An 11,743-nucleotide genomic window follows, 5' to 3' on the forward strand; every position below is an offset into this window, starting at 1 on the left:
CGGTTGCTGCCCGCGACGGAAGGGGCGCCGTTCGCCTTGCATCCGACGGGCGATGCCTGTTTGACTCTGCGCCACCACCCGGCCCCACGCCGGGATTTGCGCAACCGTACGGAGTCCCACACGATGCAGATACCGGCAGTGCTGGTCGCGTGTCTGGCCCTGGGCAGCGCGTTCGCTGTCCTGTTCCTCACCCTCCTGATGCGCGAACGCCGCCGAGCGGCAGCCGCCCGGCACCGCGCCGAGACGGTCACCACGAGAGCCGACGCCTCCGACGCCCAGCTCGCCGCGCTCCAGAGCAGACTCGCGGACGTCCAGCGGCGCGAACGCATGCTCGTCGAGGAACTGGCCCATCTCCCCAAGCGCCTCCCCCGCCTCGCACAGGCGGCGCGCCACCCCCACGTCCGCATCCCCGGCCCGCTCCACGAGGAACTGGCCGCGGGCGAGGCGGGCAAGGCGCTCGACGCCGTCCTGTCCGGCATGACGGACGCCCTCGTCGCCGAGCGGCTGCGCACCGACGGCGCCGCCCAGTCGGCCGTCCGCGGCGCGACGATCACGTTGCAGACCATGTGCTACCAGATGCAGACCTCCGTGGACGCACTGCTGCACAAGTACGACGACCCCGACCTCGCGGGCGCCCTGGCCGCCCTCGACTACCTCAACGAACAGATCCTGCGCCGCATCCAGGTCACCCGCGTCGTCTGCGGCGCGGGCGCGGGCCTGGTCCGCAGCAAGTCGGAACTCCAGGCCCTCGCGGTCGGCGCCAGCTCCCGCATCCCCGACTACGAGCGGGTCCGCATCGTCAGCCACCTCCAGAAGCCGGTGGCCGTCGTGGACCGCGCCGCAGAACCGGTGGCCGTCGTCCTCGCGGAGCTGATGGCCAACGCCGTGCACCACTCGCACGGTTCGCTGGCCGTCGAGGTCTCGCTGCACCGCGCGCACAACGGCGCCGTCGTCGTCGTCTCGGACGCCGGAATCGGCATGAACGCCGACGAGTACCGCCGCGCCCGCCGCCTCCTGGCCGCCGAGGACCCCATCGAGCTGGCCGAACTGGGCGACCCGCCCCGCTGCGGGTTCGCCTCCATGGGCCAGCTGTGCGCGGCCCACGGCCTCGCCGTCTCGGTGGAGCCCTCGCACTACGCGGGCGTCAAGGCCGTCCTGTTCGTGCCGGAACACCTGCTCACCACGCCCACCGAGGCGTCCGTCCCCCTGCCCATCCACTACGCCCAGCCGACCACGGGCTCGGTCGCGCCGCTGTGGACCCCGGACCCCCCGCGCAGCCCCGCGCTGGACCGTCCGGCGCCCGCCGCGCCGTTCGACCCCGCGGCCCTGTCCGGCACGGGCGACCTCACCCCCACCGGCGGTCCCGACAACAGCGTGTCCCCCGTATCCCCCGGAAACACCGGTACGAAAACCCCGGCGCCCGCCGCCGGTCCCGCCGCCCCGGCGGCCCCGGCGCCCCCGGCCGCTCCCGGGCCCGCGGCGGAACCGGCCGCCCCCGCGTCCGGCGAAGGCGCCCTCCCGCAACTGCCGCAGCGGCGCAACGAACGCAGTTCCGGCTGGAACTACCGCAAGCCGATCAGCGACGCCGGAGCCGCCCACGCGGCCCCCGCAGACCCCGCCGCGCAGCCGGACCCCGACCCCGCCGCGTACCTGCGCGACCCCGAGGACGCCGCCTCCCGCATGGGCGCCTTCCAACGGGGCACCGCGCGGGGCCGCGCCGCCGTGGACGAGCCAGAAAGCGAGAGCTGATGAACACCCATCTGCCCCCCCCGCGCGCGAAGGCCGACCTGTCCTTCGTCCTGAAGCCGATCCTCAAGGTCCCGGACGTCCAGCACGCCATGATCCTCACGGCCGACGGATTCTTCGAGGCCCACTCGGGCATCGAGCCGGAGGCCGCCGAGAAGCTGTCCGCCGTGCTCGCCTCGTTCCTCGCGGCCGGACGCGGCACCAGCGAGACGTACTTCGGCAGCCGCGGCCTCCTGCGCACCGTCATGGTCGAGACGCAGCACGGCTACGTCTTCGTCATCCCGGCCGCCGAGGGCGCCTACCTCGCCGTGTTCACCGGCCCCAACGTGGCGATGGACAACGTCACCTACGAGATGCAGAAGCAGGTGCAGACGCTCGGCAAGGCGATGGTCAGCCCGCCGAGACGCGACCTCAGAGGCCAGGGCGGCCCGCCCGGGACGGACGGCGCGTACGCATGAGCCGGCGGCTGATCCCGGCGTACCTGTGGACCGGCGGCCGTACCCACCCCAGCCGCAACGTCCTCGACCGGCTGACCGTGCTGCGGGCGGCCACCGATCACCTCCCCTCCGACCTGACCAGCTCGGGGCGGAGCGTCCTGGAGATCCTCCAGCACGGCGCGCTGCCGCTCGCCGAGGTCGCCGCGCACCTGGAGATGCCCGTCATCTTCGTCAAGGTCCTGGTCAGCGACCTGTTCGACCAGGGACTGCTGATCGTGCGGGCCCCGGCCCCCGTCGAGTCCGACGCGAAACCAGATCAGCAGCTCCTCGAAAGGGTGATCCGTGGACTCCGCGCACTCCAATAGGGACATCTACCTGCGCAACCCCGACCAGCGGCTCGTCAAGGTGATCGTCAGCGGCCCCTTCGGCGTCGGCAAGACGACGATCATCCGCACGCTCTCCGACATCCCGCCGCTGCGCACGGAAGAGGTGATGACCGAGACCGGCGCGGTCGTGGACCACCTCGACGGGCTCAAGGACAAGACCACCACGACCGTCGGCCTCGACTACGGCCGCATGTCGCTCGGCGACGACCTCGCGCTCTGCCTCTTCGGCACCCCGGGACAGAAACGTTTCCAGGCGCTGTGGGACGACCTGACACAGGGCGCCCTCGGGGCCCTCATCCTCGCGGACACCCGCCGGATAGCGGATTCGTACGAGGTCATGGGCCTGATCGAACGGCAGGACCTGCGGTACGCGGTCGCGCTCAACCTCTTCCCCGACTCGCCGCGTTACCCCGAGGAAGAGCTGCGCGCGGCGCTCGACCTCGCGCCCGAGACCCCCATGATCGCCTGCGACGCGCGCGACCGGCGCACGTCGCTGGACGCCCTGCTGGCCCTCGCCGAACATCTCCTCGCCGTCCCGGAGTTCGAACAGCAGCCGTGACACGCGGCGTTCGACCGGTGGTGACCGTGGCGTGGCCGAGCAGGGCGTGAGAAAGGACTGAGGAGAACCGTGAACCACCCCACACCTGGCGGCGCCGGGTCGCCGGAGCGGGTACCGCTGTACGGGGAGGACTTCGCCGCCGATCCGCACGCGGTCTACGACCGCCTGCGGACCTACGGCGCCTGCGCCCCCGTCGAACTGGCGCCCGGCATCGGCGCGACGCTCGTCACGAGCTACCGGATGGCGCTGCGCGTGCTGCACGACCCGGAGACCTTCTCCAAGGACCCGCGGGTGTGGCAGCACACCGTCCCGCAGGACAGCGAGATCCTGCCGATGATGGCCTGGCGGCCGAACGCCCTGTTCAACGACGGCGAGGTCCACACCCGCCTGCGCCGCGCGCTGACCGACAGCGTCGCGCTCATCGAGCCGTACGACCTGCGGCAGCTCGTCCACCAGGCGTCGGACGAGCTGATCCAGAACTTCGGCGAGCGCGGACAGGTCGATCTCATCAGCGAGTACTGCCGTGTGCTGCCGCTGATCATCTTCAACGGCCTGTTCGGCCTGCCACCCTCGTCCAGCGCGCGCCTGGTCACCGCGATGGCCCGCATGTTCGACTCGGAGTCGGACGAGGCCGCCAAGGGCATCCAGGAACTCCAGGACTACATCGTGGAGGCCGTCACCACGAAACAGGGCGCGCCCGGCAACGACTTCACGACCTGGCTGCTCGACCACCCCGAGGGCCTCACCGCGGAAGAGGTCGTCTGGCAGCTGCTGCTGTCCCTCAGCGCAGGGCACGAGCCCGTCACCAACCTGATCGGCAACGCCCTGGCGCGCATGCTGTCCGACTCGCGCTACTACCGCACCATCTCCAGCGGCTCGCTGACGTCCCAGCACGCCATCACCGAGGTGCTGTGGGAAGACCCGCCCATGGCCAACTACTCGGCGCACTACCCGCTGCGCGACGTGGACCTGGACGGGACCTGGGTCCGCGCGGGCACCCCCGTGCTGATCTCCTACGCGGCGGCCAACACCGACCCGACCGGCCGCCGCGGCGGGCCGCGCTCCGACGCGGGGGCACACCTCTCGTTCGCCGCGGGGCCGCACGCCTGCCCCATGCAGCAGCCCGGCCTGCTCATCGCCGTCACGGCGATCGACCGCCTCACGAACTGGCTGTGCGACATCCGCCTGTCCGTTCCCTACGAGCAACTGGTCTGGCGGCCCGGTCCGTTCCAGCGGGCGCTGGCCGCCCTCCCCGCCTCCTTCACGCCGATCTCACCCGATCAGAAGGGAAGCACACCATGGAACGCGAGCCCCTCGTCCTCGATCCCCGTGGCCTAGACGTCGCAGGAGAGGCCGCGCGCCTGCGGGAGGGCGGCCCCGCGGTGCGGGTCGTCCTGCCGGGCGACATCGAGGCATGGGCCATCACCCGCCACGACCTGATCAAGAAGCTGACCACCGACCCCCGCGTCTCCAAGGACCCCAGGCAGCACTGGCCCGACTTCATAGCGGACCGCATACCGCCGACCTGGTCGCTCTACAGCTGGGTCGTGGTGCGCAACATGTTCACCGCGTACGGCATGGAGCACTCGCGGCTGCGCAAGCTCGTCGCCCCCGCGTTCACCGCGCGGCGTACGAACGCGCTGCACGACCGCATAAGGACGTTCACGGACGAGCTGATCGAGGCCATCGCGGCGGTCCCGGCGGGGGAGCCGGTCGATCTGCGGGAGACGTACACCAACCCGCTGCCCATAAGGGTCATCTGCGAGCTGTACGGCATCCCGGAGACCGCCAAGGCGGGCCTTGAGGCGGCGGTGGACAGCATCTTCCACACGTCGGCCGACCCGGAGGAGGTCGTCGCCACCTTCCAGGGGGTCTACGCCATACTGACCTCCCTGGTGGCCGCCAAGCGCGCGGAACCGGCCGAGGACCTGACGACCCGGCTCATCGCGTCGCGCGACGGCGGCGACCGGCTGACCGAGCAGGAACTGCTCGACACGCTGCTGCTCGTGCTCTCGGCCGGTCACGAGACGACCGTCCATCTGCTGGGCAACGCGATACACGCCCTCCTCACCCACCCCGACCAGCTCGAACTGGTCAGGAAGGGCGAGGTCACGTGGGACGCGGTGATCGAGGAGACCCTGCGCTGGTCCACGCCGGTCGCCAACCTGCCGCTGCGGTTCGCGACGGAGGACATCGCCCTGGACGGCGGGGTGACGCTCGGCCGGGGCGACCCGATCCTCCTGTCGTTCTTCGCCGCGGGCACCGACCCGGAGCAGCACGGCGAGGACGCCGGGCGCTTCGACGTCACGCGCCCCGCCGGGGAGCACCTGGCGTTCGGCCACGGCACGCACTACTGCCTCGGCGCGCCGCTGGCCCGGATGGAGGCGCGGGTGGCGCTCCCGGCGCTCTTCGAGCGCTTCCCCGGCATGCGGCTCGCGGAGACCGACCTGACGCAGGTCGAGTCGCTGGTGTCGAACGGCTTCTCCCGGCTGCCCGTCTGGCGCTGACCGCGACGGGCCGCGGCTCCTCGGCCGGGGGAGCCGCGGCCCGTGCTGCGGCGTGGTGCTGCGGCGTGGTGCCGCCGCGCGGTCAGCGGCCGGTCGTCCCGGCCGGTTCGTGCGCCGGTGAGTCGCCGTACGCCGTGGCCGCCGGGGTGTCGTCGGGGGCCGCCTCCCGCAGACCGAACCGGTCGTGGACCGGCTTCAGCCAGCGCGGCAGCCACCAGGTGGCCCGCCCCGCCAGCCGCATGGTCGCGGGCAGCAGGGCGCCCCTGATGAGCGTGGCGTCCATCAGCACCGCGAGCGGCAGGCAGACGCCGAGGGCCATCAGGAAGGTGATGTCGGAGACGAGGAACGCCAGGAAGACGATCGACAGCGTCGCGGCGGCTGCGGTGACGATGCGGCCGACGCGTTCGAGGCCCATCGCGACCGCGGCCACCGGATCGCCGCACGCCTCGTACTCCTCGCGGATGCGGGAGAGCATGAACACCTGGTAGTCCATGCCGAGTCCGAACGCGATGGCGAACAGCAGCACGGGCACCGTGCCCACGATCGCGCCGGTGCTGGTGAAGTCGAGCAGCCCGGCCAGCCGTCCGTCCTGGAAGCCGGCGACGAGCGCGCCGAACGTCGCCGTGAGGCCGATGGCGCTCAGCAGCATCGCGAGGACCGGCAGCAGCACGCTCCCGGTGAGCAGGAACAGCAGGACGTACATCGCCACGGCCAGCGTGAGCCCGGCGACGGGCAGCCGGTCCGTGATGGCGTCGATGCCGTCCATGTTGACGGCGGTCTGGCCGCCGACCAGGGCCTCGCCCGGGGCGGGCAGGCCGCGTACCTCCCCGACCAGCGCCTCCGCCTCGTCGGCGCCGACCGGTCCCGGCACGACGGACAGCCACACGCCGTCGTGTCCCTCGGGCGCCGCGTACTGCGCGTGCTGCGGGCCGGGGCCCGCCGCCTGCTGCCCGGCCGCGTAGGAGCCGGTGGCGGTGTCCACGCGGGCCACGCCGTCCAGCGAGGACAAGTCCGCCGCGTAGGAGGCCAGTTCAGGGGCGCCGCCCGACGGCTCCGGCAGGACGACGGTGAGCGCCTGGCTCTCGCCCGAGGCGAACTGGGCCCGCATGTCCTCGGCGACCTGCCGGGCGGGCGACGACTCGGGGAGCGCGCGCTCGTCCGCGGTGCCCATCTGGATGCCGAGGAACGGCACGCCGAGCAGCAGCAGGAACCCGGCCACCAGCGTCGCCACCGGCACCGGCCTGCGCATCACGAACGACGCCAGGCGGTGCCAGAAGCCGTCCGTGGGCGCGGCCTCGGTCGCGGGCCGGGGGGCCTTGCGGCGGCGTAGCCGCCCCTTCTCGATGCGCGGCCCGAGCACGGCCAGCAGCGCCGGGAGCACGACGAGCGTCACCAGCGCCGTCAACAGGGAGACGGCGATGCCCGCGTACGCTATCGACCGCAGCGCCAGCAGCGGGAACCAGGCCAGCCCGGCGAGCGTGACGGCCACCGTCACGGCCGAGAACGCCACCGTGCGGCCCGCGGAACGCATCGTGCGATGGATCGCCTCCGCCGTGCCGTGCCCCTTCGCGATCTCCTCGCGGTAGCGGCTGACGACGAGGAGGCTGTAGTCCACGGCGAGCCCCAGGCCGAGGAGCGTGACGATGTTGACGGCGAAGATGTTGACGTCGGTCACCGAGGCCAGCGCCCATATCAGGCCCAGGGACAGCAGGATCGTGATCAGCCCCGTGATCAGCGGCAGCGCGGCGGCGACCAGGCTGCCGAAGATGAGGACCAGGACCACCAGCATCAGCGGGAAGGCGATCATCTCGCCGCGCACCGCGTCCCGTTCACCCGCCTCGGCCAACTCCTCGCCGACGACGGCCGCTCCACCGAACTCGACGGTCAGGCCGTCCTGTTCGCCCTCGTAGCGGGGTTCGAGCGTGCCGAGCCGCTCGGCGACCTCCGTGTCGTCGCCGCTCAGCGCTGCCAGGACGAGCGCCATGTCGCCCTCCTCGCCGCGCAGCGGGGCGGGCCGCCCCTCGCCCCAGTACGAGACGACGGCGGAGACGCCCGGCTCGTCGGCCAGGCGCTCGCCGAGGGCGGTGCCCGCGCGGGTGGCGGCGGGGGAGTCCACGCCGCCCGGGGCGTGGACGAGCAGCACGAGATTCATGTCGTCGCGCGCGAACTCCCCCGCCAGCGCGGCGGCGGCGCGGCCCGACTCGGCGTTCGGATCGTCGAACCCGCCGCCCTTCAACCTGTCGAAGACGGTTGCGCCCGCGACGCCGCCGAGCAGCGCGAGCAGTACGGCGACGACGAGGACCGCGCGGCGGTGCCGCAGCAGACGTCCGGTGGGATTGCCTGGCATGGTGCCTGCCTCCTTGCTTCGCGGCCCGTGGGGGCCAGATGCGTCCGGTGGGTTCCGGCTCCCGGCGGTGTGCTCCGGTCGCTGCCGAACACGACGGGACGGCGGGGCGTGCTGTGACATCGGGTGCCGCGACGAGACGTGGATCACACGTGCGGGTGCGAAGGGAGTGGTGTGGGTCACGCACCACGTTCCGTACGATGCCGTATGGAAAGCGGGGGTCTCGGAGGGAGTAGGGGCAGCGCCATGCAGCGTCCCGGCACGATCACGCAGGGCCATCTCGACCGATTCGGCGCGGCGTTGCGCCGCAGACGGGAGGAGGAGGGGATCTCGCTGCGGCGGCTCGCCGCGCTCGCCTCGTACAGCCCCGGCTGGCTGAGCAAGGTGGAGAACGGCCTCGCACGGCCCACGCTCCAACTCGCCGAGGCGTGCGACCGGGTGCTCGGCGCCGACGGCGAACTCGCCGCGCTCGCCCGCGTCACCCTCTCCGGTGTCACCTGGTCCTTCCCGCCCGCACAACTCCCCCCGGGCGACGGCGGCAACTTCGTCGGCAGGACCGCCGAACTCCGCGTCCTCGACGGCATGCTGGAGCGCGCGACGGACACCGGCACCCCGCTCACCGTCGTCGTGGACGGCGCCCCTGGCGTCGGCAAGACCGCGCTCGCGCTGCGCTGGGCGCAGACCGTGAGGGAACGCTTCCCCGACGGCGTGCTCCACGCCGACCTGGGCGGCTACGGCCCCGACGCCGCCCCCACCGACCCGGCCCGGGTGCTCACCGGCTTCCTCATCGCCTTCGGCGTCCCCGCGGCCAGCCTGCCCGCGGAACCCGGCCAACTCGCCGCCGTCTTCCGCAGCCTGGTGGCGGGCCGCCGCGTCCTCGTCGTGCTCGACGACGCGGGAGACGCGCGCCAGGTCCGCGCACTGCTGCCCACCGCGCCCGGCAGCGCCGCCGTCGTCACCAGCCGCCGCAGGCTCGCCGCGCTCGGCGGCGTCGCGCGGCTCCCCGTCGGGCCGCTCACGCCGGTGGACGCCATCGCCCTGCTCCAGACCGTCGTGGGCGGCCGACGCGTCGGCGCCGAGCCCGCGTCGGCCCGCTTCCTGGCCTACGCCTGCGGGCACCTGCCGCTCGCGCTGCGGATCGCCGCCGAGCGGCTGGCGGCCGGGCCGCACCGGATGCTCCGCACGCTCGCCGCCGACCTGGCCGACCCGACGAGCCGGCTGGACATGCTCGCGGACGGCGAGGACCGGGGGTGCGCGGTCCGCGCCGCGTTCGACGCCTCCTACCAGCGGCTGGACCACGAGGCGTCGCTGCTCTTCCGGCTGCTCGGCGGCGATTCGAGGACCGAGGTCACCGTCCTGGACGCCGCCCGGCTCGTCCGCCGCCCCGCCGCCCACGTCCGGCGGACGCTGGAGACCCTGGCCAACGAACACCTGATCGTCGAGACCGGCCCCGAGCGCTACCGCTTCGAAGGGCTGGTGCGCCTGTACGCCATGGAGCACGCGGCGCGGGCGCGGCGCACGCTCGACAGCGAACGGCTCGCGCGGGCCTGACCGGGAGCGTCCGGCGCCGCGCGGGCCGCGTCCCTGGCCCGCCGTGGCCCGCGGCCCGATCCCCCGGGCGACCGCGGGCCTGTCGGCGTTGCCCGCGCATCCCGCGGGGCATACAGTCCGGAACGTCCCTTCTTGCCCCGTATGGTCCGTCATGCCGCGGCCTCGTCGCGAGGCCCGCGGGCGCGCGGACGGACGCGAAAGGCGCCCACCCCATGCCCCAGGTCTGGTTCGTCACCGGAAGCTCACGCGGCCTCGGCCGCGCGATCGCCGAGGAGGCCCTCGCCGGAGGCGATCTGCTCGCCGCCACCGCGCGCACCCCCGCCGCACTGGACGACCTGGTCAGCCGCCACGGCGACCGCGTCCGGCCCATCGGCCTCGACGTCACCGACCCCGCCGCCGTCCGCGCCGCGATCCAGGGCACCGTGGACGCCTTCGGCCGGATCGACGTCGTCGTGAACAACGCCGGCTACGCCGACCTCGACCCCGTCGAGGACATCCCGGACGACAGCTTCCGCGCCCAGATGGAGACCAACTTCTTCGGGGTCTACCACGTCACCCGCGCGGCGCTCCCCTTCCTGCGCGCACAGGGCGGCGGACACATCGTCCAGATCGCCACCGTCGGCACCCGCGTCTCCACGCCCGGCCTCGCCGCCTACCAGAGCGCCAAATGGGCCGTCGAGGGCTTCTCCGGGGTACTCGCCCTGGAGACCGCCCCGTTCGGCGTCAAGGTGACCGTCATCGAGCCCGGCGGCCTGCGCACGGACTGGAGCGGCTCGTCGATGGCGATCGCCGACATCGACGAGCCCTACCGCCCGACGGTCGGCGCCATGGCCGAGCAACTGCGCGCCGCCTCCGGCAAGCAGCCGGGCGACCCGGCGAAGGCCGCGCGCGTCATCCGGGAGGTGACGCGGATGGACGACCCGCCGCTGCGCCTCATGCTCGGCGCCGACGCGTACGAGGTCGCGGGCGCGGCCGAACGCGCCCGCGCCGAGAGCGACGCGCGCCACCGTGAGCTGGCCGTCTCGATCGCCTTCGACGCGTGACCGCCTGGACCGTCCGGGAGCTGCCCGACCTGTCGGGCCGCCTCGCCGTCGTCACCGGCGCGGCCGGAGGCATCGGCTTCGCCACCGCCAGGCGGCTGGCCGGTACGGGCGCCGAGGTCGTCTTCGCCGGGCGGGACCCGGCGCGGGTCCGCGCCGCCGCGGGGCGGGCCAGCCGCGAGGTGCCCGGCGCCCGGGTCCGCGCCGCCGAGCTGGATCTCGCCGACCTGACGTCGGTCGCCGCCTTCGCCGCACACCTGAGCGCCGAGTCCCGCGCCCTCGACCTGCTCGTCAACAACGCGGGCGTCATGAACCCGCCCGAGCGCCGCACCACCCGCGACGGCTTCGAACTCACCTTCGGCGTCAACCACCTGGGCCACTTCGCCCTCACCGGACGGCTCCTGCCCCTGCTGCTCGCCGCCCGCAACCCACGCGTCGTCACCGTCAGCGCCCTGGTCGCCCGCAGCCGCCTCGCCGAACCCGACGACCCCCTCAGCGAACGCGGCTACCGCGGCATGGTCGCCTACATCACCTCCAAGCTGGCCAACGTCCTGTTCGCCCAGGAGTTCCAGCGGCGCGCCGACGCCGCCGGTGCCGGGCTGACCAGCGTCGCCGTCCATCCCGGCTTCAGCCTGACGGGGCTCCAGCGGCACAGCTCCCGGCTGGCGCGGGCCGTCGGCCGCGGCGGGCTCCAACGGGTGCTCGGCCAGCCCGCCGACGCCGCCGCACTGCCGTCGCTGTACGCGGCGACCGTGCCAGGCGTCACCCCCGGCGGCTTCTACGGGCCGACCGGCCGCCTGGAATGCCGGGGGACACCCGGCCCCGTCAAGCCACCCAAGGCCGCCGCGGAACCCGGACGAGCCCGGGAGCTGTGGGAGATGTCCGAACGGCTGACCGGCGTCACCTACCCCTGGCCCTCCTGAACCGTCCCCCGGGACCCGCGCGACGCGTCGGATAAGGTGACCGCGTTCCGCACACCGCGCGACCAGGGAGGTGAGACCCGTTTCCGGCAGGACCAGCAGTTCCGTACGGGTGCCACCCCCCGGTGGGCGACCGCGACGACCCGGCTGACCGGGCCGCGGACGGCCGGGGCCGCACCCCCGCCGTCCCGGAAGGCCCCTCATGCACGACGCCCCCGCCCCACCCCCCTCCCCCCGCCCCGCCGGTGATCCC

General features: G+C 73.6%; 10 protein-coding genes. 9 read left to right on the top strand and 1 reads right to left on the bottom strand.

Annotated features, from left to right (window positions below; translation table 11 throughout):
- The first annotated feature begins 123 nt into the window (after positions 1-123).
- The 6 genes from IF27_RS31245 to IF27_RS24785 all read left to right on the top strand — a co-directional run bounded on the left by IF27_RS31245 (position 124) and on the right by IF27_RS24785 (position 5,635).
- Entirely contained in the window at positions 124-1,749 is a 1,626-nt protein-coding gene (locus IF27_RS31245; protein WP_190233094.1) for an ATP-binding protein, read from the top strand.
- Positions 1,749-2,204: a roadblock/LC7 domain-containing protein gene (locus tag IF27_RS24765; RefSeq protein ID WP_052851987.1), complete on the top strand. Its 456-nt coding sequence runs from the start codon at positions 1,749-1,751 to the stop codon at positions 2,202-2,204. Before IF27_RS31245 ends, IF27_RS24765 begins: the two co-directional genes overlap by 1 nt.
- On the top strand, positions 2,201-2,548 hold the full coding sequence (locus IF27_RS24770) for a DUF742 domain-containing protein (RefSeq protein WP_052851988.1): 348 nt from the start codon (positions 2,201-2,203) through the stop codon (positions 2,546-2,548). Before IF27_RS24765 ends, IF27_RS24770 begins: the two co-directional genes overlap by 4 nt.
- Complete coding sequence (locus IF27_RS24775; protein ID WP_223291200.1) at positions 2,526-3,128, top strand: GTP-binding protein; 603 nt, start codon at positions 2,526-2,528, stop codon at positions 3,126-3,128. The genes IF27_RS24770 and IF27_RS24775 overlap by 23 nt, the downstream gene beginning before the upstream one ends.
- Positions 3,129-3,197: 69 nt before the next feature.
- Positions 3,198-4,466, top strand: coding sequence for a cytochrome P450 (locus tag IF27_RS24780; RefSeq protein WP_052851989.1), 1,269 nt, complete (start codon positions 3,198-3,200; stop codon positions 4,464-4,466).
- Positions 4,427-5,635: a cytochrome P450 family protein gene (locus IF27_RS24785; RefSeq protein WP_052851990.1), complete on the top strand. Its 1,209-nt coding sequence runs from the start codon at positions 4,427-4,429 to the stop codon at positions 5,633-5,635. Before IF27_RS24780 ends, IF27_RS24785 begins: the two co-directional genes overlap by 40 nt.
- An 82-nt stretch (positions 5,636-5,717) precedes the next feature.
- Here IF27_RS24785 and IF27_RS24790 read toward each other — a convergent pair whose 3' ends face one another.
- Positions 5,718-7,982: an MMPL family transporter gene (locus IF27_RS24790; protein ID WP_110946219.1), complete on the bottom strand. Its 2,265-nt coding sequence runs from the start codon at positions 7,980-7,982 to the stop codon at positions 5,718-5,720.
- A 243-nt stretch (positions 7,983-8,225) separates the two neighbouring features.
- On the opposite strand from IF27_RS24790, the gene IF27_RS24795 reads away from it, so the two are divergent.
- The 3 genes from IF27_RS24795 (at position 8,226) to IF27_RS24805 (ending at position 11,493) form a co-directional block, all read left to right on the top strand.
- Positions 8,226-9,530, top strand: coding sequence for an XRE family transcriptional regulator (locus IF27_RS24795; protein WP_052851991.1), 1,305 nt, complete (start codon positions 8,226-8,228; stop codon positions 9,528-9,530).
- Between the two features lie 212 nt (positions 9,531-9,742).
- Positions 9,743-10,573 carry an SDR family NAD(P)-dependent oxidoreductase gene (locus IF27_RS24800; protein ID WP_052851992.1) on the top strand — a complete coding sequence of 277 codons (831 nt, stop codon included), beginning with the start codon at positions 9,743-9,745 and terminating at the stop codon, positions 10,571-10,573.
- Positions 10,570-11,493, top strand: coding sequence for an SDR family oxidoreductase (locus tag IF27_RS24805; protein WP_052851993.1), 924 nt, complete (start codon positions 10,570-10,572; stop codon positions 11,491-11,493). Before IF27_RS24800 ends, IF27_RS24805 begins: the two co-directional genes overlap by 4 nt.
- Positions 11,494-11,743 lie beyond the last annotated feature (250 nt).

The sequence above is a fragment of the Streptomyces avicenniae genome (assembly GCF_000719135.1).
GTDB lineage: Bacteria > Actinomycetota > Actinomycetes > Streptomycetales > Streptomycetaceae > Streptomyces > Streptomyces avicenniae.